The 24,070-nt window shown below is 64.6% G+C and carries 17 protein-coding genes; 3 read left to right on the forward strand and 14 right to left on the reverse strand.

From position 1 onward, the window contains the following. Positions 1-3 precede the first annotated feature (3 nt). The 14 genes from JG746_RS10785 to JG746_RS10850 form a co-directional block, all read right to left on the reverse strand. Positions 4-3,288, reverse strand: coding sequence for an efflux RND transporter permease subunit (locus JG746_RS10785; protein WP_202358115.1), 3,285 nt, complete (start codon positions 3,286-3,288; stop codon positions 4-6). Next, entirely contained in the window at positions 3,285-6,419 is a 3,135-nt protein-coding gene (locus JG746_RS10790) for an MdtB/MuxB family multidrug efflux RND transporter permease subunit (protein ID WP_202358116.1), read from the reverse strand. Before JG746_RS10790 ends, JG746_RS10785 begins: the two co-directional genes overlap by 4 nt. Then, on the reverse strand, positions 6,416-7,828 hold the full coding sequence (locus tag JG746_RS10795) for an efflux RND transporter periplasmic adaptor subunit (protein WP_202358117.1): 1,413 nt from the start codon (positions 7,826-7,828) through the stop codon (positions 6,416-6,418). Before JG746_RS10795 ends, JG746_RS10790 begins: the two co-directional genes overlap by 4 nt. Before the next feature lie 116 nt (positions 7,829-7,944). Continuing rightward, positions 7,945-10,623 carry a nitrate reductase gene (locus JG746_RS10800; protein WP_202358118.1) on the reverse strand — a complete coding sequence of 893 codons (2,679 nt, stop codon included), beginning with the start codon at positions 10,621-10,623 and terminating at the stop codon, positions 7,945-7,947. Positions 10,624-10,625: 2 nt separating this feature from the next. Next, entirely contained in the window at positions 10,626-10,955 is a 330-nt protein-coding gene (gene nirD / locus JG746_RS10805) for a nitrite reductase small subunit NirD (RefSeq protein ID WP_096449738.1), read from the reverse strand. A 5-nt stretch (positions 10,956-10,960) separates the two neighbouring features. Further along, positions 10,961-13,411: a nitrite reductase large subunit NirB gene (gene nirB / locus JG746_RS10810; RefSeq protein ID WP_202358119.1), complete on the reverse strand. Its 2,451-nt coding sequence runs from the start codon at positions 13,409-13,411 to the stop codon at positions 10,961-10,963. Positions 13,412-13,415: 4 nt separating this feature from the next. Then, a complete protein-coding gene (locus JG746_RS10815; RefSeq protein ID WP_202358120.1) occupies positions 13,416-14,213 on the reverse strand; it encodes an ABC transporter ATP-binding protein in 798 nt (265 codons plus the stop codon). A gap of 10 nt (positions 14,214-14,223) precedes the next feature. Further along, the gene (gene ntrB, locus JG746_RS10820) at positions 14,224-15,114 is read right to left on the reverse strand and encodes a nitrate ABC transporter permease (RefSeq protein ID WP_202358121.1); all 891 of its coding nucleotides are present in this window, start codon (positions 15,112-15,114) and stop codon (positions 14,224-14,226) included. 107 nt (positions 15,115-15,221) lie between these two features. Then, positions 15,222-16,550: a CmpA/NrtA family ABC transporter substrate-binding protein gene (locus tag JG746_RS10825; protein WP_244730734.1), complete on the reverse strand. Its 1,329-nt coding sequence runs from the start codon at positions 16,548-16,550 to the stop codon at positions 15,222-15,224. 327 nt (positions 16,551-16,877) lie between these two features. Next, positions 16,878-18,116, reverse strand: a complete 1,239-nt coding sequence (locus JG746_RS10830; RefSeq protein WP_202358122.1) for a CmpA/NrtA family ABC transporter substrate-binding protein — start codon at positions 18,114-18,116, stop codon at positions 16,878-16,880. Beyond that, positions 18,113-18,715 (reverse strand): ANTAR domain-containing response regulator, encoded by a 603-nt coding sequence (locus tag JG746_RS10835; RefSeq protein WP_027045429.1) that lies wholly within the window; start codon positions 18,713-18,715, stop codon positions 18,113-18,115. The genes JG746_RS10830 and JG746_RS10835 overlap by 4 nt, the downstream gene beginning before the upstream one ends. A 153-nt stretch (positions 18,716-18,868) precedes the next feature. Continuing rightward, positions 18,869-19,198 (reverse strand): hypothetical protein, encoded by a 330-nt coding sequence (locus tag JG746_RS10840; RefSeq protein WP_202358123.1) that lies wholly within the window; start codon positions 19,196-19,198, stop codon positions 18,869-18,871. A 101-nt stretch (positions 19,199-19,299) separates the two neighbouring features. Beyond that, a complete protein-coding gene (locus JG746_RS10845; protein ID WP_244730735.1) occupies positions 19,300-20,040 on the reverse strand; it encodes an endonuclease/exonuclease/phosphatase family protein in 741 nt (246 codons plus the stop codon). Positions 20,041-20,214: 174 nt separating this feature from the next. Continuing rightward, entirely contained in the window at positions 20,215-21,678 is a 1,464-nt protein-coding gene (locus JG746_RS10850) for a phospholipase D-like domain-containing protein (protein ID WP_202358125.1), read from the reverse strand. Between the two features lie 315 nt (positions 21,679-21,993). Here JG746_RS10850 and JG746_RS10855 point away from each other — a divergent pair, with 315 nt between their 5' ends. The 3 genes from JG746_RS10855 (at position 21,994) to JG746_RS10865 (ending at position 24,026) form a co-directional block, all read left to right on the forward strand. Next, positions 21,994-22,188, forward strand: coding sequence for a hypothetical protein (locus tag JG746_RS10855; protein ID WP_202358126.1), 195 nt, complete (start codon positions 21,994-21,996; stop codon positions 22,186-22,188). 313 nt (positions 22,189-22,501) lie between these two features. Beyond that, the gene (locus JG746_RS10860) at positions 22,502-23,413 is read left to right on the forward strand and encodes an AraC family transcriptional regulator (RefSeq protein WP_202358127.1); all 912 of its coding nucleotides are present in this window, start codon (positions 22,502-22,504) and stop codon (positions 23,411-23,413) included. 175 nt (positions 23,414-23,588) lie between these two features. Further along, a complete protein-coding gene (locus tag JG746_RS10865) occupies positions 23,589-24,026 on the forward strand; it encodes a helix-turn-helix domain-containing protein (RefSeq protein ID WP_244730737.1) in 438 nt (145 codons plus the stop codon). Positions 24,027-24,070 lie beyond the last annotated feature (44 nt).

Raw genomic sequence — 24,070 nt, forward strand, 5'->3', positions numbered from 1 at the left:
CGTTCATTCGCCCGGTTGCGGGCGCAGCGTCCGCAAGCGCGGCATCGCCGGGCGCAATTGCCGGCACCAGCGGCCGAAGCGGTCGATATAGATGTAGATGACCGGCGTCGTGTAAAGGGTCAGGATCTGGCTCAGGATGAGGCCGCCGACGATGGCGATGCCGAGCGGCTGGCGCAGTTCCGCGCCCTCGCCAAGGCCGATCGCCAGCGGCACGGCGCCGAACAATGCCGCCATGGTCGTCATCATGATCGGGCGGAAGCGCAGCAGGCATGCCTGGTAGATGGCGTCATGCGCGGATCTGCCCTCAGTGCGCTCCGCGGCGAGCGCGAAGTCGATCATCATGATCGCGTTCTTCTTGACAATGCCGATCAGCAGGACGATGCCGATCAGCGCCATGATCGAGAACTCGATGTTGAAAAGGGTCAGCGCCAGCAAGGCGCCGACGCCGGCCGACGGCAAGGTCGACAGAATGGTCAGCGGATGCGCGTAGCTTTCGTAGAGAATGCCGAGCACGACATAGACGGCGATCAGTGCGGCAAGGATCAGCAGCGGCTGGTCGGAGAGCGAGTCCTGGAAGACGCGCGCCGTGCCCTGGAAACTGCCATGGATGGTGGCCGGCATGCCGATGCGGTCCGCCGCCGCGTTGATGGCCGCGACGCCATCGCTGAGGGCGACGCCGGGCGCCAGGTTGAATGACAGCGTCGTGGCGACGAACAGGCCCTGGTGGTTGACCGACAGCGGCGTACTGCCGGGGCCGTAATGCGCGACGGCCGACAGCGGCACCATCGTCTCGGCTCCGGTGCTGACCGCCGAACCGGTCGAGGCCGCCGTCCTGCCGGTGCTGGTGATGGAATTGTTGGCCTGGTTGCGCGCGGCGTCGGCGGCGACCGACTGGGCGCTGGTGGATCGACCCGGTGCGACGAATGTGCCGGCAACCGCATTGCTCGACTGCGATCCACCAACCGAGCCGCCCGATGTGCTGACATAGACTTTTTTCAGCGCATCCGGGTTCTGCCAGTATTGCGGCGCCACCTCCATGATCACGTGGTACTGGTTGCGCTGGACATAGATGGTCGACACCTGGCGCTGGCCGAAGGCGTCGTAGAGCGTGTTGTCGATCTCGCTGGCTGATATGCCGAGGCGCGTTGCCGTGTCGCGATCGATGGTGACGTCGGCTTCCAGGCCCTTGTTCTGCTGGTCGGAGTTGACGTCGGTGAGCCTGGGTTCCGTTTGCAATGCCGCCGCCAGCCTTGGCGCCCATTCGGCCAGCTCGTCGAAACTGTCGCCTTGCAAAGTGTACTGATACTGCGCGTTCGATTGCCGCCCGCCGACGCGTATATCCTGCACCGCCTGCAGGAAGAGCGTGGCGCCCGGCACCACGGCCAGTTTGGGCCGTAGCCTGGCGATGACCTGGTCGGCGGAGATCTTGCGCTCGGCCAGCGGCTTCAGCGACACGAACATGAAGCCGGAATTGGTCTGGCCGCCGCCGGTGAAGCCGACCGCGGTGTCGACGGCCGGATCCTTGCTGACGATGCCGGCGAACTGGCTGAGCTTCTGCGACATCGACTGGAAGGAGGTCGCCTGGTCGGCCTGGATCGAGCCGGTCAGCCGTCCGGTGTCCTGCTGCGGGAAGAAGCCTTTTGGGATGGTGGCATAAAGGTAGCCATTGAGGCAGAGCGTGGCCGCCAGCACCGCCATGATCAGCAGGGGATTGTCGAGCGCCCAGGACAGCGACCGGCGATAGAAGCCCAGCATGGACTCGAAGATGCGCTCGCTGAAGCGGTAGAGCCGGCCGTGCTCGCGCCGTCCCCCGGGGCGCAGCAGGATCGAGCACATCATCGGCGTGGTGGTCAGCGAGATGGCGAGCGAGACCAGGATCGCCGCCGACAGCGTGACGGCGAATTCGCGGAACAGCCGGCCGACAATGCCGCCCATCAGCAGGATGGGGATGAAGACGGCGATCAGCGACAGGCTCATCGACAGCACGGTGAAGCCGACTTCCTGGGAGCCCTTGATGGCGGCTTCCATGCGGCCCATGCCGGACGCGGTGTGGCGGGCGATGTTTTCGAGCACGACGATGGCGTCGTCGACGACGAAGCCGGTGGCCACCGTCATCGCCATCAGCGACAGATTGTCGATGCTGAAGCCCATCAGGTACATGGCGCCCAAAGTGCCGACCAGGGATACCGGCACGGCCACGATAGGCACCAGCGCCGAACGCACGTCGCGCAGGAAGGCGAAGACCACCAGGATCACCAGGCCGATGGCGATCATCAGGGTCTGCGCGACCTCGCTCAGCGAGGCGCGGATGGTGGTCGAGCGGTCAACCGCCAGCGACAGGTCGATGGCCGGAGAGATCGAGGCTCGCAGCGTCGGCAGCAGCGCCTTCACGCGGTCCACCGTCGCGATGATGTTGGCGTTGGGCGAGCGGTTGAGGATGATCAGCACGCCCGGCTTGCCGTTGGCGAGACCGGCATTGCGGATGTTCTCGACGGAATCATTGACCTGACCGACGTCGGAAAGCCGGACCGGCGCGCCGTTGCGGTAGGCGACGATCAGCGAGCGGTAGGCGTCCGCCTGGTTGGCCTGGTCGTTGGCGTAGATCTGGTAGCGCTGGTCGCCGACGTCGATGGCGCCCTTGGGGCTGTGGGCGTTGGCCGATGCGAGCGCGGCGCGTACATCCTCCAGCCCGATGCCGTAGTCATAGAGCACCTGCGGGTTGAGTTCGACGCGTACCGCCGGCAGCGAGCTGCCGCCGACCGACACCTCGCCGACGCCGTCGACCTGCGAGAGTTTCTGCGCCAGCACGGTGCTGGCGGCATCGAAGAGCTGGCCCTTGGACAAGGTGTCCGATGTCATCGACAGGATGAGGATCGGGGCGTCGGCGGGATTGACCTTGCGATAGGTCGGGTTGGAGCGCAGGCTGGACGGCAGGTCGGCGCGCGCGGCGTTGATCGCCGCCTGGACGTCACGCGCGGCGCCGTCAATGTCGCGGTCCAGCCCGAACTGCAAGGTGATGCGCGCGCTGCCGACGCTGCTCGACGAGGTCATCTCGTTGACGTCGGCGATCTCGCCGAGATGCCGCTCGAGCGGGCTGGCGACGGTGTTGGCCACCACTTGCGGGCTGGCGCCGGGCAGCGAGGCCGATACCGAGATGACGGGGTAGTCGACCGCCGGCAGCGGCGCCACCGGCAATTGCGGAAACGCCACCAGCCCGGCCGCCAGCAGGCCGAAGGTCAACAGCGTCGTCGCCACCGGCCGCCGGATGAAGGGAACCGACAGGTTCATGGCCTGGCGTCCGCGCCATGTCCGCGGGGAAGATCGGGGGCACGGGGCAGATTGGGTTCGATACCTCGCAGGCGGGCGGCGAGGCGGTCGAACCAGAGATAGATCACCGGCGTGGTGAACAGGGTCAGCAACTGGCTGAGCAGCAGGCCGCCGACGATGGAGACGCCCAGGGGATGGCGCAGTTCCGAGCCGACGCCGGTGCCGAGCATCAGCGGCAGTGCGCCGAGCATCGCCGCCAGCGTCGTCATCAGGATCGGGCGGAAGCGCAGCAGGCAGGCCTGGTAGATCGCCTCGCGCGGCGTCTTGCCCTCATGGCGCTGCGCGTCCAGCGCGAAGTCGATCATCATGATGGCGTTCTTCTTGACCACGCCGATCAGCAGGATGATGCCGATGATCGAGATGATGGTCAGGTCCTGTCCGGCGATCATCAGCGCCAGCAGCGCGCCGATGCCGGCCGAAGGCAGCGTCGACAAGATGGTGATGGGGTGGATGAAGCTCTCATAGAGCACGCCGAGCACGATGTAGACCGTGACCACCGCCGCCAGGATCAGGAACAGCGTGTTGTCGAGGGAAGCCTGGAAGGCGCGCGCCGCGCCCTGGAAGCTGGTGATGATGCTGAGCGGCATGCCGATGTCGGCCTGCGCCTGCTGGATCGCTGTGACCGCCTCGCCGAGCGACGCGCCTGGCGCCAGGTTGAACGAGACGGTGGTAGCGGGGAATTGTCCCATATGGGTGATCTGCAGCGGCGTGGTGGCGACATGGGTGGTCGCCACCACCGACAGCGGCACGGGGGCGCCACCCGTCGACGAGGGCAGGTAGACGGAAGAGAGCGCCTTGAGCGAATCCTGTTCGGACGGGGCGGCCTCGAGAATGACGCGGGACTGGCTCGACGTGGTGTAGATGGTCGAGACCATGCGCTGGCCGAAAGCGTCGTAGAGCGCGTTGTCGACGGTCGCCGGCGTGATGCCGAAACGGGCGGCCTGGTCACGGTCAATGTCGACAAAGACGGCAAGGCCGCTGTTCGACAGGTCGCTGGCGACATCGGCGAGCTGCGGCAGCGTGTTCAGCCTGGCGAGCAGCTTCGGCGTCCATTCTCCCAGCTCGTCGGCATTGGCGTCCTGGAGCACGAATTGATACTGGGTGCGGCTGACCTGGCCGTCGATGGTCAGGTCCTGCACCGGCTGCATGTAGAGCGTCACACCAGCCACCGAAGCAGCTTCCTGTTTCAGGCGTGTGATAACCTCGGTGATGTCGGCACTGCGCTCCTCATGCGGCTTGAGGTTGATCAGGATGCGGCCGACATTCATCGTGGTGTTGGTGCCGTCGACGCCGATGAAGGACGACAGGCTGCCGACATCGGGATCCCTAAGGATGATGGCGGCAAGCTGCTGCTGGCGCTCGGCCATGGCGGCATAGGAGATCGATTGCGGCGCCTCTGATATGGCCTGGATGACGCCGGTGTCCTGCACCGGGAAAAAACCCTTGGGGATGACCACATAGAGCGCCGCCGTCAGCACCAGGGTTGCCGCCGCTACTATCAGCATCAACGTCTGTCGGTCGAGCACCCAGGTCAAAGCCCGGCCGTAGCCGCGGATCACCCAGTCGAAGAAGTCGCGGCTGGCGCGCTGCAGGGCGTTCTCGCGCACCGCCGCCACCGGTTTGAGCAGCTTGGCGCAGGCCATCGGCACCAGCGTCAGCGACACCACGGCCGAGATCAGGATGGTGGTGGCGAGCGTGATGGAGAATTCGCGGAACAGCCGGCCGACGACATCGCCCATGAACAGAAGCGGGATCAGCACCGCGATCAGCGACACGGTCAGCGAGATGATGGTGAAGCCGATCTGTTGCGACCCTTTCAGCGCCGCCTGCAGCGGCGTCGCGCCCTCCTCGACATAGCGCGCGACGTTCTCGATGACGACGATGGCGTCGTCGACGACGAAGCCGGTGGCGATGGTCAGCGCCATCAGCGACAGATTGTCGAGGCTGAAGCCGAACAGGTACATGACGCCAAGCGTGCCGACGAGCGAAAGCGGAACCGAAAGGCTCGGGATGAGCGTGGCGCGCGCGCTGCGCAGGAAGACGAAAATGACCAGCACGACCAGGATGATCGATAGCGTCAGCTCGTATTCGACGTCGCGCACGGAGGCGCGGATGGTGGTGGTGCGGTCGGTCAGCACCTTGACGTCGACGGCGTTCGGCAGCGAGGCCTGGAGCTGCGGCAGCAGCGCCTTGATGCGGTCGACCACGTCGATGACATTGGCGCCGGGCTGGCGCTGGATGTTGAGGATGATCGCCGGCGTGCTGTTCATCCAGGCCGCCAGCCGGTTGTTCTCGGTGGCGTCGACCACGTCGGCCACATCGCTCAGCCGCACCGGCGCGCCGTCCTTGTAGGCGACGATCAGCGAGCGGTATTCGTCGGCGCTCTTCAGCTGGTCGTTGGCGTTGATGGTGTAGGCGCGCGACGGTCCGTCAAAATTGCCCTTCGGCGTGTTGACGTTGGCGCTGCCCAAAGTGGTGCGCAGATCGTCGAGATTGAGCCCATAGGCGGCGAGCTTGCGCGGATCGGCCTGGACGCGCACGGCGGGGCGCTGGCCGCCGCTGAGGCTGACCAGGCCGACGCCGGGCAGCTGCGATATCTTCTGCGCCAGCCTGGTGTCGGCAAGCTGCTGCACATCGCGTAGCGGCATGGTGGCCGAGGTCAAGCCCAGCGTCAGCACCGGCGCGTCGGCCGGATTGACCTTGGCATAGATCGGCGGCGCCGGCAGGTCGGCCGGCAAAAGATTGCCGGCGGCGTTGATGGCGGCCTGCACCTCCTGCTCGGCGACGTCGAGCGAGATCGCCAGGCTGAACTGCAGCGTGATGACCGAGGAGCCGGCCGAACTGACGGAGTTCATCTGGTTGAGGTTGGCGATCTGGCCGAGCTGAACCTCCAGCGGGGCTGTGACCGAGGATGTCATGACGTCGGGGCTGGCGCCGGGATAGAAGGTCTGCACCTGGATGGTTGGATAGTCGACCTCGGGCAGGGCCGAGACGGGCAGATAGCGATAGGCCAAGAGGCCGGACAGCATGATGGCGACCATGAACAGCGATGTCGCCACCGGCCGCAGGATGAAGGCGCGCGACGGGCTCATTGCTGCTGCCCGGACTCCGCGTGACGGTGCTTGCGGCCCTGATGCTTGTGCGCCGTGCCATCCGGCGCCTGTCCGTTCGTTGTCTCCCCATTCGGCGTCTGCCCATTTGGCGTCTGTCCATCCGACGTCTGTCCGTCCGACGCCGCTGCTGCTGGTGGGGTCTGGGCTGATGTCTGCGCCGGCGTCTGGCCCGCCGGGGTTGGCACCGTCGCCCGAGGCTGTGCCGGGGCCTGGCCGTCCTGCTGAAGGTTGACATGGGCGCCGTCGCGGAGCTTGTCGGCACCGTCGACGACGACGCGGTCGCCGGGATTGAGGCCGGCGAGAATCTCGACGCGCTCGCCATTGGTGACACCGAGCGTAACCTTGCGCACGGCAACGGTGCTGTCAGGGTTGACCAGATAGACGAAGGTGCCGGGCAGGCCGCGCTGGATCGCCGCGATCGGCGCGATCGCCACGTCCTTGTGCTCGTCGACCAGAAGCGCGACGTTGACGAACTGGTTCGGATAGAGGAGGCGCGTCTCATTGGCGAAGCCCGCCCGCAGCTTGATGGTGCCGGTGCTCGGGTCGATCTGGCTGTCGAAGGTTTCTAGCTGGCCGTCGGCGAGCTTCTTGGCTCCGGCGCGGTCGAAGGCCGACGTGGGCAGCGTGGCGCCCTGCTGCATGCGCTGCGCGATCGCGGGCAGTTCATCCTCGGGCACGGTGAACAGCACGCTGATCGGCTGCACCTGGGTGATGATGACGATGCCGTTGGCATCGCCGGGGGTGACATAGTTGCCCTGATCGACCTGGCGCAGGCCGGCCCGTCCGTCGACGGGAGCCAGGATGCGGCAATAATCGAGATTGAGCGTGGCGGTCTGTATCATCGCCTGGTCGACCTGGACGGAGCCCTGGTCCTGCGCGACAAGGGCAACCTGGGCGTCGAGGGTCTGCGGCGTCGCCGCCCCCTGCGCCACCAGCTTCTGGTCGCGAACGAGGTCGAGGCCAGCATCCCTGAGCATGGCCTGGTCGCGCACCAGCTGGCCCTGCGCCTGTGCGAGCGCCGCCTGGAAGGGGCGGGGGTCGATCTCGGCCAGCAGGTCGCCCTTCCTGACGTCCTGGCCTTCCTTGAAATTCACCTGGATGAGCGGGCCGGTGACCTGCGGCTTGACGGTGACGGTGGAGAGCGAGGCCACCGTGCCGAGCGCGTTGAGGGTGACGTCTATCGTGCCCTTTTCGACGGCGGCGGCGCCGATCGTCGTCGGCTGCGCCCCGCGCCTGCCGCCGGGTTGCCTCGCCTCGACATGCGGACGCTGATAGAGATAGGCGCCGGTCGCGGCGACAATGGCAATGAAGATCAGCCAGGGAATCCAGCGACGCGAACGGCGTGGCGCGACGGTCGTCTGCAGGGGCATTTCCAATTGCTGGTCCATGGCGGCATCTTTCACCCCCATCAACCAATATGGCCGAAACGACCCCAAGTCGAATTAACAGTTGGACAGGTTTGGCGCGGCCCTGCCGGCCGCTCAAACGCCCCGGGGAGCGCTGCTCACTCGGCCGCCTGAACGCGGTTGGCCTGGATGATGGCGCGGATCTCGGACCGGCAGGAGCCGCAATTGGTGCCGGCCTTCAGGGCGCCTCCGATGGCTTCGACAGTGGTGCAGCCGGCAGCCACGGCGGCCATGATCTGGTTGGCCCCGATGCCAAAACAGGAGCAGACGGTCGCGCCGGCGTCAGGCCGATCGGCACCGGCGCGGCCGGCGACGATCCTAAAGCGTTCGCGTTGGCTGGCATGAGGCGTTTCCAACTGTTCAGCCGCCCAGCCGCGCGACACCGCGACCGGGTCAGGCGCAACGAACAAGGCACCCACGAGGTGCTCGCCGTCGAAGGCGGCGATGCGGTGCTGGCCGGCGTCGCGGTCGTGATAGGCGAGCATTTCGGCTGAGAAGGCATTGAAGAGCGAGTTGGCGAAGGCTGTCCAGTCGACAGTGTCGTCGGCAAAGGCCAGCTCGACCCGCCAGCCGCCTTTGCAGCGGGCTGCTGCCCAATAGTCGGCGTTGATCGCTTCCGGACGTTGCCGCGTCACGGCAAAACCAAAGACCTTGGCGGCAAATTTCTCGATGCGGGCCGCGACATGTTTTAGCGCCGGTTGGCCGGAAACAGGATCAGTCAGCGGCGCGGTGAGCGCGTCGAGCCGGCCTTTTGCCGCGAACTGATCGGTCCAGTGCATCGGCGCGAAGACGCTGCCCTGGCGCTGGCGAGATGTGATCAGGGCGCGGACCAGCACGTCGCCGCGCGGGCTGGATATGCGCACGATGTCGGCGTCGCCAATGCCGTGATGCTGCGCGTCCACGGGGTGGATTTCGACGAAGGGTTCGGCGATGTGCTGGGACAGACGCGGGCTTTTGCCGGTGCGCGTCATGGTGTGCCAGTGGTCGCGGATCCGGCCGGTGTTGAGGATGAGCGGGAAATCAGGGGTGGTGCGGATTTCGGTGGTGGGACGGATGGCGATGAAGCGGGCTTTGCGGTCGAGCGTGTAGAAATTGCCGTTGGCGAAGAAGCGGGTGGGTTGGTGCTCCGTCGTGCCGCCTCGTGGGCTGGGGGCTGGCCATTGGAATGGCTCAAGTGATGCATAACTTTCAGCATCGGCCCCGGCATACGCACCGATATCGAAATCTCGCACGCCATCATTCTCGAACCCGGACAGCGCGGCGTGCTCGCCAAAAATCTCTGCCGGGGTCTCATGCGCGAACGCCTCGCCAAACCCCATCCGCCGCGCCACTTCGGCGATGATCCACCAGTCGGGCCGCGCTTCGCCGGGCGCCGCCAGAAACGACCGCTGGCGCGAGATACGGCGCTCGGAGTTGGTGACGGTGCCGTCCTTCTCGCCCCAGGCGGTGGCGGGCAGCCGGACATGGGCGTGACGCACCGTGTCGGCGCTCGCCAGAACGTCCGATACCACGACGAACGAGCAAGCCTTGATCGCCGCTTCGACGGCATCGGCGTCAGGCATCGAATCGACCGGGTTTGTGGCCATGATCCACAGCGCCTTGATGCGCCCGTCGGCCACGCCTTGAAACATTTCGACGGCCTTCAGGCCGGGCTTCTGCGCGATGCCAGGCGCATTCCAGAAGCGGCACACGCGGTCGCGGTGCTCGGCGTTCTCGATCTCCATATGGGCGGCCAGCATGTTGGCCATGCCGCCGACCTCGCGGCCACCCATGGCGTTGGGCTGACCGGTCACCGAGAACGGGCCCGCTCCCGGTTTGCCGATCCGGCCGGTGGCGAGATGGCAGTTGATGATGGCGTTGACCTTGTCGGTGCCGGACGACGACTGGTTCACGCCCTGGCTGTAGACGGTCACCGTCTTCGCGGTGGCAGCAAACAGGCTGTAGAAGCGGACAAGTTCGTCTTCGCTGAGGCCGGTGGCAGCGGCGACACCGGCAAGATCGAGCGCGGAGGCAGCAAAGAGCGCTTGCCCGAAGCCGGTCGTGTGCGCGGTGATATAGGCGCGGTCGAGCGCATTGTGCTGGCCGAGCCAGGCGAGCAGGCCGGTGAACAGAGCGACGTCGCCATCCGGTGCGATCGCCAGATGCATGTCGGCGATATCGGATGTCATGGTGCGGCGCGGATCGATCAGCACGATCTTCATCTCCGGCCGCTTTTCCCGGGCCGCCGCGATGCGCTGGAAGAGCACAGGGTGGCACCAGGCGAGGTTGGAGCCGACCAGCACGATGAGGTCGGCAAGTTCCAGGTCCTCGTAGCTTCCAGGCACCGTGTCGGAGCCGAAGGCGCGGCGGTGGCCGGCGACGGACGAGGCCATGCAGAGGCGAGAGTTGGTGTCGATATTGGCCGAGCCGACAAAACCCTTCATCAGCTTGTTGGCGAGGTAATAGTCCTCGGTCAGCAACTGGCCGGAGACATAGAAGGCGACCGCATCCGGCCCATGCTCGGCGATGGTCTGCGAGAAGGTCGAGGCGACATGGTCGAGCGCCTCGTTCCAGCCTGTCCGGCGGCCGTGGATTTCGGGGTGGAGCAGCCTGCCCTCGAGATCGATGGTCTCGGCCAGCGCCGACCCTTTGGAGCAGAGCCGGCCGAAATTCGCGGAATGGTCGGGGTCGCCGCGGACGGACACTTGCCCATCCGCGGCGACCTTCGCCAGCACGCCGCAGCCCACCCCGCAATAGGGGCAGGTGGTCCTCACCTCGCGTGCTGCGTCGATCTCCATGGTCAGGCGGCGCGGCTGGCCAGCGCTTCCAGCGCCAGGAACAGGTGCTCGCCCTCGACCTTGACCGGAATGGTGCGCACCACGCCTTCGTCGGCGCCGAGCGCCTTGCCTGTCTCCAGCGAGATGACCCAATTGTGCAGGGGACAGGTCACCGCCGCGCCATGGACGATGCCCTGGCTCAGCGGCCCGCCCTTGTGCGGGCAGTGGTCGTCGATGGCATAGACCTGATCGTCCTGTGTGCGGAAGACGGCGACCTTGCCTTGCGGGGTGGCGACACAGCGCGCGCCACGGCGCGGGATGTCGGAGATGGTGCCGATGGCGATCCAGTTCATACTAATCACTCCGCCGCCTGCGCAAACCCGACAGAGGCCATCGGCCGGAACTCGTGCTTGTCCTTGCCGGAGACACGTTCCGACCACGGGTCGACCTGGGCGAATTTTTGGCTGAACACGAAGCGCTCGTAGTAGGCCTTGCGCTTGCTCGCATCGTCCATGATCTGACGCTTGATCTCGGGGATGCCGATGCGCTTGGCCCATTTGTAGATACGCTCGAGATAGCGGCCTTGCTCGCGGTACATCTGCGTCAGCGCCACGATATGCTCCAGCGCCTCGTCCTCGGTCTTCACCAGGCCCAACACCTCCGTGCCCTTGATGTCGAGGCCGGCGGCGCCGGCGAAATGAATCTCGTAGCCCGAGTCGACGCAGATGACGCCGACATCCTTGCAGGTCGCCTCGGCGCAGTTGCGAGGACAACCCGACACCGCCATCTTGACCTTGGCCGGGGTCCACGAGCCCCACATGAATTTCTCGATACGGATGCCGAGCCCCGTCGAATCCTGCGTGCCGAAGCGGCACCAGTCGGAACCGACACAGGTCTTCACGGTGCGCAGGCCCTTGGCGTAGGCGTGGCCGGAGACGAAGCCGGCCTGGCCAAGATCGGCCCACACCGCCGGCAGGTCTTCCTTGCGGATGCCGAGCATATCGATGCGCTGGCCACCGGTAACCTTGACCATCGGAATCTCGAACTTGTCGACGACATCGGCGATGGCGCGCAGTTCGGCGGCATTGGTGACGCCACCCCACATGCGCGGCACCACCGAATAGGTACCGTCCTTCTGGATGTTGGCGTGCACGCGCTCGTTGATGAAACGCGACTGGTAGTCGTCGGCGTAGTCGTCCGGCCAGTCGCAGACGAGATAGTAATTGAGCGCCGGCCGGCATTTGGCGCAGCCGCAGGAGGTCTTCCACTCCAGTTCCTGCATGACGGCGGGAATGGTCTTCAGGTGCTTGGCCTTGATCAGCCGGCGCACCTCGTCATGGCCGAGCGTGGTGCAGGAGCACATGGGTTGCACGGCCGCCGGGTTGTAGGTGTCGCCGAGGGTCAGCACCATCAGCTTCTCGACCAGCCCGGTGCAGGAGCCGCACGAGGCCGACGCCTTGGTGTGGGCGCGCACGTCGTCGAGCGAGGTCAGGCCCTTGGCCGTGATCGCGCCGGTGATCTTTCCCTTGCAAACGCCGTTGCAGCCGCAGATTTCCGCATCATCCGGCAAGGCTGCAACGGCCGCCATAGGGTCCAGCGGGGCACCCCCCTGGTAGGACTGGCCGAAGATCAACGTGTCGCGCATTTGCGAAATGTCGGTCTGCTTCTTCTTGAGATCGTTGAACCAGGCGCCGTCCGCCGTCTCGCCGTAAAGCACGGTGCCGATGATGCGGTCGTCCTTGAGCACCAGCCGCTTGTAGACACCGGCGGCGGCGTCGCGCAGCACGATCTCCTGGCGGTCCTCGCCCTCGGCGAAGTCGCCTAGCGAGAACAGGTCGATGCCGGTGACCTTGAGCTTGGTCGGCGTGTCCATATGGACGAAAGCGGCCGCTTCGTTGCCGGCAAGCTGACTGGCGGCGACACGCGCCATCTCGTAGAGTGGCGCGACCAGCCCGTAGACCATGCCGTTGACCTCGGCGCATTCGCCGAGCGCGTAGATGTCGGGGTCGTTGCTGCGCATGCCGGCATCGACGACGATGCCTCTGTTGACGGCGATGCCGGCTTCTTTCGCCAGCGCCGCGTTCGGCCTTATGCCGACGGCCATGACCACCAGCGTCGCCCGAATGATCGTGCCGTCGGCGAGTTCCACCTGCTCGACCTTGCCGTTGCCCGTGATTGCCTGGGTGTTGGCCTTGGTGATGACCTTGATGCCGCGTTGCTCCACGGCGCGCTGCAGGAGATAGCCGGCGGCCGGATCGAGCTGGCGCTCCATCAGCGTCGGCATGACATGCAGCACGGTGACGTCCATGCCTTGCGCGTTGAGGCCGGCCGCCGCCTCCAGCCCGAGCAGGCCGCCGCCGATGACCACGGCCTTGGCCCGCGACTGGGCGGCGAGCATCATCGCCTGGACGTCGTCGAGATCGCGATAGGTCAGCACGCCGGGCAGATTGTGGCCCGGCACCGGAATGATGAAAGGCACCGAGCCGGTGGCGATGATCAGCTTGTCGTAGGGTTCGGTCACGCCATGGTCGGAGGTGACGGTCTTCGCCTGCCGGTCGATGGCAACGATCTTGTGGCCCTTGTAGAGGGTGATGTTGTTGGCGATGTACCAGCCGTCGCCATGGATGATGATTTCCTCATAGGCCTTCTCGCCGGAGAGGACCGGCGACAGCATGATGCGGTCGTAATTGACGCGCGGCTCGGCGTTGAAGATGGTGACGCTGTAACGGCCCGGCGCTTGTTCCAGGAGATGCTCCAGCATGCGCCCGGGGGCCATGCCGTTGCCGATGATGACGAGTTTTTCGCTCATTGGTCTACTCCGCGGCTTCGACGAAGCGGTGGCGTTCGTAGAGGAACTTCAACACCGCCTCGCGGCAGCGCAGGAAGGTGCGGTCGGAAGAGACTTCGACGCGCCGGCGAGGCCGCGCCAGCGACACGGGCAGCACCTCGCCGATGGTTGCCGCCGGACCGTTGGTCATCATGACGATGCGGTCGGACAAGAGCACCGCCTCGTCGACATCATGGGTGATCATGATCGTCGTCGAGCCGAGCCTGGAATGGATGTCCATTACCGCGTCCTGCAGATGCGCGCGCGTCAGCGCGTCGAGCGCGCCGAACGGCTCGTCGAGCAGCAGAATCTTCGGCTCCATGGCGAGCGCGCGGGCGATGCCGACGCGCTGCTTCATACCGCCGGAGATCTCGGCAGGCCGCTTGTCCCTGGCATGCGCCATCTGCACGAGGTCGAGATTGCGCATGATCCAGTCATGCCGCTCGGCCTTGCTCTTCGAACGACCGAAGACTTTCGAGACCGCCAGGTTGATGTTCTCGTAGACGGTCAGCCAGGGCAGCAGCGAATGGTTCTGGAACACCACGGCGCGTTCGGGTCCGGGGCTGTCGACTTCCTTGTTTTCGAGCAGCACGGCGCCGGCGGAGACCTTGGTCAGGCCGGCGATCAGGTTGAGCAAGGTCGACTTGCCGCAGCCGGAATGGCCGATGATGGAGACGAATTCGCCCTTGTCGATGGTCAGCCTGATATCCCTCAGAACCTCGCTGACCTGGCCGCCGCGGGCGAAGGATTTGTCGATATGGTCGAGTTTCAGATAGGCGGTCATGGCGCTGTCCTCACTTTGCCGTTGTGCCGCGGGTGACGAAGGCGCCGACGCCAGCGACCAGCCGGTCGAGGCAGAAGCCGGTGACGCCGATATAGGCGAGCGCGACGATGATGTCGGGCAGCCGCGACGAGTTCCACGCGTCCCAGATGAAGAAGCCGATGCCGACGCCGCCGGTCAGCATTTCGGCGGCGACAATGGCGAGCCAGGACAGGCCGATGCCGATGCGCAGGCCGGTGAAGATGTAGGGCGCGGCGGCCGGCACCATGATCTTGACGAAGAATTCGAACTGGTTAAGCCGCAGGATGCGCGAGACGTTGCGGTAGTCCTCGGGAATGTTGCGCACACCAACGGCGGTGTTGATGATGATCGGCCAGATCGAGGTGATGAAGATGACGAACAGCGCCGACGGGCTGGAATCGCGGAATGCCGCCAGCGACAGCGGCAGCCAGGCCAGCGGCGGCACGGTGCGCAGGATCTGGAAGACCGGATCGAGGCCGCGCATCGCCCAGATCGACTGGCCGACCAGCGCGCCGAGCGCGACGCCGACGATCGCCGCCAGGCCAAAGCCGATGGCGACGCGCTGCAGCGAGATCAGCACCCGCCAGGCGAGGCCAATATCCTGCGGGCCAATGTCGAAGAACGGATGCGCGATCAGATCGTAGGCGTCGTTCCACACCTGGCTCGGCGGCGGCAGGCTCGATGTCGGCGACGAGCAGGCGACCTGCCAGACGACGAGCATCAGGGCGATGACGACGATCGGCGGCACCAGCGTGCTTGCCAGCTTGCCGGCGATGGCGAGCGGGTCGAAGCGGCGCCGCGCCCTGGCGGTGAAGGCAATCACCTCAGCCGGTTTGGCGGGGAACGCCTTCACCTTGATATCCTCGATAGTCTGGATCGACATGTCTGGGAAAAACTCCGTGGGGGCACTGGCGAAAGGCGCTGGGGGACAAACGGCGCAGTGCGCCGTTTGTGTGCGACAACGGCGCAAGAGGCACCGTTGCGCTTGGATTAAGCCGACGCCTTGATCTTAAGGCTGTCGAGATAGGCGGACGGGTTGGCCGGATCGAAGATCTTGCCGTCGAAGAAGGTTTCCGTGCCGCGCGACGAGGAGGCCGGAATGTCGGCCGCCGCCACACCGAGATCCCTGGCCGCCTCGCGCCACAGATCCTCGCGGTTGACCTGGTCGACCAGCGCCTTGATGTCGGTGGTCGGCGCGAATTTACCCCAGCGGATGTTCTCGGCGAGGAACCAGGAATCATGGCTCTTGTAGGGGTAGGAAACGCCGCCCTTCCAGAACTTCATGGAGAGATCGGTGCCGTTGGCGACGCGGCCATTGCCGTAATTGATGTCGCCCTTGAGGCGGCCGATGATGTCGGCGACCGGCACGTTCATCCATTGCCGCTTGCCGATGATGGCGGCCATCTCGTTCTTGTTCTCCTTGGCCTCGCACCATTGCTGGGCTTCCATGACGGCCATCAGGATCGCCTTGGTGGCGTTCGGGTTCTTCTCGATGAATTCGGCGCGCAGGCCGAGCGCCTTTTCCGGATGGCCCTTCCACAATTCGCCCGTGGTGGCGGCGGTGAAGCCGACGCCCTGGTGGACGAGCTGCTCGTTCCATGGTTCTCCGACGCAGAAGACGTCCATGTTGCCGACCTTCATGTTGGCCACCATCTGCGGCGGCGGGACGACGATGGTCGAGACGTCCTTGTCGGGATCGATGCCGCCGGCGGCCAGCCAGTAGCGCAGCCACAGATCGTGCGTGCCGCCCGGGAAGGTCATGGCGGCCTTGATTTCCTTGCCGGCCGCCTTCTTGGCCGCGAAGGCATCCTTCAGCTTGGAGGCGTCGAGGCCGACACCGGTGCCGGTATATTCCTGCGCGACCGAAATGCCCTGGCAGTCGTAGTTGAGCCGCGCCACGATCGCCATCGGCATGGGCTGGTTGTTCTGCGTCACCTTGCCGGTGTGCATGAGGTACGGCAGCGGCGTCAGTATGTGGGCGCCGTCTATGCCGTTGGCGGCACCGCCGAGCATCAGATTGTCGCGCGTCGCCCCCCACGACGCCTGCTTCAGCACCTCGACATCGGGCATACCGAATTTGGCGAACAGGCCCTTCTCCTTGGCGATCATCAGCGGTGCGGCATCGGTCAGCGCGATGAAGCCGAGCTTGGCGCCGGTAACTTCCGGCGCGGCGGTGGCGGCATAGGCGCCGGATGGAAACAGCTTGCGGGCCGCCATGAACAGGCCGGCCGTCATGGCGCTGCTGACCAGAAAATCGCGACGCGTCACATCCTTGGGCGATGTTCCCGTCCCGATCCAGTTCTTCATCGTCTTCTTCATCGTCGTCTCCGGTTGAACGCGATTCCAAAACAAAAAAGCCGCCGGCCAGGTCCTCGCGCCCGAGAGACCGGGAGCGCGTTTTGACCTGAGCGGCAGCTTTGCCTGTAGCGCCCGCCATTGGACGCCTGTTCCGTGACCCGCGAAGGGTCTGATTATTTCAAAGCAGGAACCGTGCCAGTTTCCGGTGAAAGGAAAAACATCAATGAAATCAGCGACGCGCGGCGGTCGCTGGCCTGTCAGGCGAAATAGCGAGCAGGCCAAAGATTGTTCATTAGAGTTGCCGCACGCACAATTTTTGTGCAATGCACAAGAGTGGCGCGAAAGTGATCAGGCTTCCGCGCGGGCCGATTTCTGGCGCTCGATATACGCCTCGATCTGGTCGGGATCGAAAATCTGGCCGTCGAAGAAGCCGTCCGGGCCGAGCACGAGACCAGCCCCGGTCGCGCCGACCGCAGTGGCGACCTTGAGCGCGCCTTCGACCTTCGCATTGGCGCCAGGCAGCGCGACGCCAAGCGGCTTCAGCGCCGAGCGGTAGAGGTCGGGCCGGTAGCAATCCCGGGCGATGGCGAGATTGTCGGGCGTGTGCGACACATGCCCCCAACGCACCATCTGCGTGTAGAACCAAAGCGCATGGCTCTTCCACGGAAAGTTTGCCGCCTTGTCGAAGGGCAGGAAGAAGTCGTCGATATCCAGTTGCGCTCCGCCGCCCAATTGCAGATGGCCGGTCAGGATCGGCATCTGCACGGCCGGCGGCAGGCCGAGGAAGCCTGGCTGCGCCATCACATTGGCCAATTCGGCGTGGTTGGCCGGGTCCTGGCACCAGCGTGCGGAGTGATGCAGCGCGCGCAGCAGTGCCGCCAGCGCCTCGGGATTCTCGTCCGCCCAGGCCTTGCGCACGCCGATCACCTTCTCCGGGCTGTTGCGCCATATCCGCGCCTTGACGGTGACGATATGGCCGGTGCCGGCCGCGACCGCGGCGCTGTTCCAGGGCTCGCCGACACAGTAGCCGTCGATGCGCCCGGTGGCGAGCGCGTCGGCCATGAAGGGCGGCGGCACTATGACGATCTCGATTTCGCGGTCCGGGTCGATGCCGCAAGCGGCGAGCCAGTAGCGCAGTTCGTAGTTGTGCCCGGAATGCGGATGCACGACGGCAAAGCGCAGCGGCTCGCGGCCTGCCACCGCCCGTTCACGGATGAACGCATTAAGGGCCGCGCCCGCGCGTGCCGGATCGAGATCGGCTTCGGCGCCATGCGCCGCCATGCCGGCCCAGACGGCGTTGGAGATGGTGACGCAATTGCCGCCGAGCCCGAGCGAGAATGGCACGATGGTCTCGGAAGCGAGCGGCGTCAGCCCGAGATTGCAGGCGAGCGGCATGGGTCCCAGCATATGGGCGAGATCGAAATGGCCGATGGCGATACGGTCACGGATGTTGGCCCAGGAGGTCTCGCGGTGCAGCGTAAGGTCGATGCCTTCGCGGGCGGCGAAGCCAAGCGCGCTCGCGGCGACCAGCACTGCGCTGTCGAAGAGCGGCATGAAGCCGGCGGTGATCTGGTGCCTCATGCTCATTCGTCCTCCGCCGGCCCCAGCAGCCCGGCCGCGGTCACCAGGCTCTGCGCGATGTCGCTGATCTTGCGGTTCTGGTTCATCGCCGTCTTGCGCAGCAGCGTATAGGCGGCCTCTTCGGAGAGGCCGCGCGACTTCATCAGGATGCCCTTGGCGCGATCGATCACCTTGCGGCTCTCGAGCTCGCTGCGCGCCTCTTCCAGTTCACGCGCCATGCGCGAAAAAGCATTGAAGCGGCTCACCGCCATGTCGAGGATCGGCTTGACGCGCTCTTGCCGCAGGCCGTCGACGACATAGGCGGATACGCCGGCATCGACCGCGGCCTCGATCGAGGCCTGGTCGGATCGGTCGACGAACATGGCGATGGGGCGCTTCACGGCGCGCGACAGCTGGAACATGTTTTCGAGCATGTCGCGGTTGGGGTTCTCGAGATCGATGACGATGACGTCGGGTTCGATTTCGGCGATCCGCCGCGCAATGCCGGTCACGTCGTGGATGACGGTGACACGCTGATGGCCGGCCTCGCGCAGGCCGGCCTCGATGATTGAGGCGCGGATGCGATTTTCATCAATCACCAGGACGGCTAGGGAGGATCGGACCATGCCTGCATTGTGGGCAAGGCCGCGAAATTGTGCAATGCGGCATAGCCACGTCCTCTTGAAGGGCGTGCCTATGCCGCATTATCACTAACCGCTGTGGATTGCTTCCTGCTCGCAAGCACATCACGTCGTCTTGCTGCAAAGGCAGGGGGCGGGTTAACCGCAGACGCGAACCTGCTCGATCACCCTGTGGTGGTGGCGCCAATGCTTGATCAGTTCGATATGGCAGCGGTGATGGCGGTGGTGGCGTCGATAATCGCCATTATAGTTGTCATCATACTGCACGTTCTGGTCGTTGCCATACTGGTTGTCGTAATTCTGCCGGTGATGGCGGCGAATGACAATCTGGCCGCTATCGGACTGATCGTCCGGTGAATATTGGTTGTTGTCGTCGGATTGGATAATCACGCTTGCGGCCTGCGTCGGCGCAATGACAGCGGCTGTCGCGGCCAATGCCACCATGGAAGCCAGAAATAGCTTTTTCACGTCTCGTCCTCCTGCGGGTTCAATGCGTATCAACTCGCGGAGAGAATTAGCGTTCCAAAATGAATCGCGGCGCTCTTCGAAGACGTGCACGCAAGCCAGGCTTACAGGCGAACGAATGCAGTGAGAGGCAGATGGTCGGAGGCGACGCGCGAAAGCGGCGTGTCATGGGCTTCGACCGCTGCGATCATGCCGCGCCGATTGGTCATGATCCGATCGAGTGCCAGCAACGGCAGGTTCGAGGGGAAGGTGGGGACCGCCGGCGGCTGAGGCCCGAACGTCGCGTGCAGCGTGTTGAGGGCCGAGCGGTTGCCGAGCCGCCATTCGTTGAGGTCGCCAAGCAGCAAGGTCGGCTTTTCGTCCGGGCTGCTCATGAGATCGAGCACGACACGGGCCTGCTGAGAGCGCGAGTGGCGCAGCAGGCCGAGATGGGCGGCGATAATACGCAGCGTCTCGCTTCCGTTCAATTCGATCTCCGCCACCACGGCACCGCGCGGTTCCAGGCCGGGAAGCCTGATCTGATGCACGTCACGGACGACGCCCTTCTTGAACAGCAGCACATTGCCGTGCCAGCCATGGCCCTTGCCGGTGGCCGAAATCGGCACCGGCACCAGGCCGGTTTCCCGCTCGAGGCGAGGCAGGTCGAGAAGCCCGTCACGGTCGCCGAAACGGTTGTCCGCTTCCTGCAGTGCGATGACGTCAGGGTCGATCTCGCGGATGACGCGGCTGGTACGCTCGGGATCGAACTTGCGATCGACGCCGATGCATTTGTGGACGTTGTAGGAGGCGACCAGCGTGCCTGTGGTGGCGGTCGCCTTGTGCGCAGCCGCGTTTGCCTTCTGCATCCGCCTGTCGCGAATGGACAAAAGCATGTTTGCCGGGAGGCTGCGTCCGTTCATCCGCACCTTGTGCCTGCCATGCCTGCTGGTCTCACCATGCACCTCAAATAGAGTCTTTGCGCTTATGTTCCATGGCCGACACCAAACTATCCGTCAAACACGTCGTTTTGTTAAAGCCTTCTAGAGGTAGGGCGATCCCAGCCACAGGATGCGGTCGAAGAGCCGGATGATGAAGGGGCGGGCCCGCAAGGCGTCCAGCGTGACCGGAATGGCCGTTTCGATCGCCGATCCGATCCGGGCTTCGATCTCGCGGGCAAAGCCTGCATCGAGGACCTCCAGATCGATTTCAAAGTTCAACCGCAGCGACCGGGCGTCGAGGTTGGACGAGCCGACATAGGCCCACACGCCGTCGATCGACAGCAGCTTGGAATGGTCGAATGGGCCTTCCGTGCGCCATATGCGGCAATAGTTCTTCAGAATCTGGTCGAATTGCGCCGTCATGGCGCGGTCGACGAGGAAGAGATTGTTGACCGCCGGCACCACGACATCGATCTCGACGCCACGCCGGGCGGCGGTGATCAAGGCGCTGATCAGTTCGCGGTCCGGCAGGAAATAGGGCGACATCAGGCGGATCGATTTGCGCGCGACCGAGAAGGCGCCGATCAGCAGCTTGTGGTTGGTCTCGTTGCTGGCATCCGGCCCGGATGCGACCGCCCGCACCAGCATAGGCTGGCCGGGGGCCGGCGCCAGCGGGGCAATTCGCCAGGCGTCACCCTTCAGCCCTTCGTTGGTGGCGAAGCGCCAGTCTTCGGCGGCGACCGAGAACAGGTCGGCGACAACAGGCCCGGTGACCTTGAAATGCGTGTCCCTTGCGCTGTTGGAGCCGGCGAACTCGGCCGAAAAACCCTTGCGGATGTTCATGCCGCCGGTGAAGGCAAGCGTGCCGTCGACCACAAGGATCTTCCGGTGGGTCCTGAGGTTGGCGTAGGGCAGGCGCAGGCCCATGACGATGTTGCCGTTGAAGACATCGGCGGGGATGTTGGCGCGGCGCAGATGGCCCAGAATGCTGGGAACGGAGTAACGGGCGCCGACCGCGTCGATCAGCACCCGAACGGTGACGCCGCGCTGAACGGCGCCGGCCAGCGCCTCGACGAAGAGCAGGCCGACGGCGTCATTGTCGAAAATATAGGTCTCGAGCAGGACGCTGCGCTCGGCACCGTCGATTGCCGCGCACATGGCGGCATAGGCCTCGTCACCGGTCTCCAGCACGTCGATGGCATTGCCCGGGTTGAGCGCGCGCCGCGCCACCCTGTCGCCCAGCGTCCGCAGGCCGGTGAAGCGCTGACCATAGCGCTCGACGATCAGCGCCTCCTCGGCGGCGATGTCGCGCTCATGCTTGGTGGCGGCCGCGTCGCCGGCAAGCGGGCGCTGCGCGGTGATCGTGGCGCGGCGGATGCGGTTGATGCCGGCCACGGCATAGATCAGCACACCGAGGATCGGCGACAGCACCATCACGCCGACCCATCCGGTGGCGGCGCGCACGTCCTCCTTGGTCATGACAGCGTGGGCGATGCCGACGGTCGCCATGACCACCGAGATGATCGCCAGGATTTGGGTCCAGTGAGTCGCAATGGTCTCGAACATTGCCGGGACTATCCAGCGAGCGGTTGCAGAAGGCAATGCGGTCGGTCCGTGCCCCCCATGCGGCGGATAATGGTCGCGACCCGACTGAGAAAATCTATTGGCAGCCAGAGTTTGAGCCGATGAAGTTTCCCTGACCTTCCGCTTGGGAAAACCAACTTGACGCCAGGGAAAGCATAGAGGCCGCGTGGTCTGGAATCGTTCTGTGCTGCCTTGGTAGTCCAAACCTCCCTGTACTTTGGTACCACATCCATTGTATATCAGGTGAAACGAAATTAATGGTGCAACACTTTGATTGGAGGGCGAGGGGAGCGCCGAATGATGAGATTCAACTTCGAGGGGCCTCCCGTGGGAGATGGCGACATGTCGGCCCAGTGCCAGCGCCAGTTGCAGCCTCTCGTCCATGAAATCGTCCAGGCGGCGGTCGCGGCCGGCTGGAACCGGGACGATGTCCTCCTGGCCTTTGTCGAACTCACCTGGGATCTGTACGAGAAACGTCGCGCTGATCCGTAGCCGCCGGCCGTAACCTGTCGGTTCGACGCGCCCGTCTTGCCCGGTCGCCGATTCTGGTGCCAAAACGAAGCAATCGATTCGCGCAAGCCGCGCCACGGCTGACAAGCGAAACTCGGGCATGGCGAAGACCCCATCCCCATGGAATAGAATGCTCGTCAACTTCCTCGGTCGGTCATTTTTTCTGTCTTTTCGCGAATAAGAATTTTTCTTTGCGCATGGGAGTTCTTCCCTAGCAGAGACGCCTGCGTTACGTTGGTTCCGGGTTCGGGCAAAGGGGATTTCAAGCAGCGGCAAGGCGGCTGAGGCGACGCGAATGAACAATGCGGACGAAGCTCGGGAAAGCGGCGTTTCCCGAGGCGTCGATCGGGTAGCCCGATATGTGCTGGACATCATTCCAGAAAGTGCCGGTCCCAGAAGAGCCACCGCGCGCGGCAGCGTCATCCATTCCGTCCGCGGTCCCGGGTCGCAGACGTTCCTGGCCATGGAACATTCCACGGGAATTGTGCTGAGGCCGACACGCAAATTGAGAGCCTCGCTCGGCAGCGACAGGATCACGCAATACGACGCGCCGGTTGGGTGCCTCGTCATCAATCCCGCGGGTGTCGACAGCAGCCTCACCTGGTCGCAGACCAGGGAAAACGCCGTCATTTCCATCTCTCCCGAAGCACTGTCGGACTTGGCCGCGCACGAGGTCGACCGCTCCGACGTGGAGCTCGAGCCACCTGCGTTCGGCACGGTCGACCTGAGGGCGCTCAACATAGCTCAGATGATCACCGCCGAGCTGACCGGCAAGCTGCCGCCGAACGAGCTCTATCTCGACTCGCTGCTCACCGTGTTTGGCGTGCATCTCCTGCGCACGTACACCGGCCGTAGCAGGCAGGCCGCATCGCCCAGGGGCGGGCTGTCCGCCGTTGGCGCCCGACGCGTGCGCGAATATCTCGACGAGAATTTCGTGCGAAAGGTCATGGTCGCCGAGCTGGCGTCCGTCGCGGGGGTTTCCCCCAATCATTTCATAGCAAGGTTCGCCAGCACGTTCGGCATGCCGCCGCATCGCTACCTGATCAACCTGCGCCTGGACTTCGCGGAAAAGTTACTCGTTGACGGCGAACTCGCAATCGCCGAAGTCGCCTTCCTCGCCGGGTTTTCGGATCAGAGTCATCTGGCCGCAACCATGAAGAAGTACCGGGGAAGGACGCCGACCTTCCATGCTTCGGTCAAGACCTGAAAAGCGCTGATATGACAAGATGGCCACAGCTGCAGACCAGAGATCAAAAGGCCGGAATTTCCTACAAAGGTTTCGGAGTTTTGCAAAATACGTCGATCGCGACTGAGCCCATCTTGCGCGCGAGTCACCATCAGGTGCGCTTTGGCGCTTTCGAGCCAGCATTTGGAAGCGGGATGTGGAATCGTCCACGGGCATGCAGTGCGCGGCAATCAACAGCTTTGCTCCGAAAGCCGAAGCGGCGATGCGACAGCCGGCGCTGAACGTAAAAGGCGGGCTCTCCCCCAGCAGCGCCCGCAAAGTGCAGGACTTCCTCGATCAGAACTTCACGCGCAAGATAGCGCTCGCGGAGATGGCGGCGGTTTGCGGGCTTTCATCCTACCACTTCGTGCGGGCATTCTCGCGGACGTTCGGGGTGCCGCCGCATCAATATGTCCTGGATTTACGGCTGGACTTCGCCGAGAAGCTGCTTGCCGAAAGCCGCATGACGATCGCTGACATCGCCCATTTGAGCGGCTTTTCGAGCCAGAGCCATTTTACTACCGTGATGAAGAAATACCGGCGATTGACGCCATTGCAGGCTCGCTTCGGCAAGCTTAATTCGAAGCTTAGGTGATATATCGATCGCGTCATTGTTTTACTTCGCCTTATCAAAGCGCT

The organism is Mesorhizobium sp. 113-3-3, assembly GCF_016756495.1.
Classification (GTDB): domain Bacteria; phylum Pseudomonadota; class Alphaproteobacteria; order Rhizobiales; family Rhizobiaceae; genus Mesorhizobium.

Excerpts from the sequence above, each read along its gene's own strand:
- JG746_RS10860 (WP_202358127.1), top strand. The coding sequence starts at position 22,502 with ATGAACAATGCGGACGAAGCTCGGGAAAGCGGCGTTTCCCGAGGCGTC.
- JG746_RS10825 (WP_244730734.1), bottom strand. The coding sequence starts at position 16,550 with ATGAAGAAGACGATGAAGAACTGGATCGGGACGGGAACATCGCCCAAG.
- ntrB (WP_202358121.1), bottom strand. The coding sequence starts at position 15,114 with ATGTCGATCCAGACTATCGAGGATATCAAGGTGAAGGCGTTCCCCGCC.
- JG746_RS10850 (WP_202358125.1), bottom strand. The coding sequence starts at position 21,678 with ATGTTCGAGACCATTGCGACTCACTGGACCCAAATCCTGGCGATCATC.
- nirB (WP_202358119.1), bottom strand. The coding sequence starts at position 13,411 with ATGAGCGAAAAACTCGTCATCATCGGCAACGGCATGGCCCCCGGGCGC.
- JG746_RS10795 (WP_202358117.1), bottom strand. The coding sequence starts at position 7,828 with ATGGACCAGCAATTGGAAATGCCCCTGCAGACGACCGTCGCGCCACGC.
- JG746_RS10800 (WP_202358118.1), bottom strand. The coding sequence starts at position 10,623 with ATGGAGATCGACGCAGCACGCGAGGTGAGGACCACCTGCCCCTATTGC.
- JG746_RS10815 (WP_202358120.1), bottom strand. The coding sequence starts at position 14,213 with ATGACCGCCTATCTGAAACTCGACCATATCGACAAATCCTTCGCCCGC.
- JG746_RS10835 (WP_027045429.1), bottom strand. The coding sequence starts at position 18,715 with ATGGTCCGATCCTCCCTAGCCGTCCTGGTGATTGATGAAAATCGCATC.
- JG746_RS10790 (WP_202358116.1), bottom strand. The coding sequence starts at position 6,419 with ATGAGCCCGTCGCGCGCCTTCATCCTGCGGCCGGTGGCGACATCGCTG.
- JG746_RS10845 (WP_244730735.1), bottom strand. The coding sequence starts at position 20,040 with ATGCAGAAGGCAAACGCGGCTGCGCACAAGGCGACCGCCACCACAGGC.
- JG746_RS10855 (WP_202358126.1), top strand. The coding sequence starts at position 21,994 with ATGATGAGATTCAACTTCGAGGGGCCTCCCGTGGGAGATGGCGACATG.
- JG746_RS10785 (WP_202358115.1), bottom strand. The coding sequence starts at position 3,288 with ATGAACCTGTCGGTTCCCTTCATCCGGCGGCCGGTGGCGACGACGCTG.
- JG746_RS10830 (WP_202358122.1), bottom strand. The coding sequence starts at position 18,116 with ATGAGCATGAGGCACCAGATCACCGCCGGCTTCATGCCGCTCTTCGAC.
- nirD (WP_096449738.1), bottom strand. The coding sequence starts at position 10,955 with ATGAACTGGATCGCCATCGGCACCATCTCCGACATCCCGCGCCGTGGC.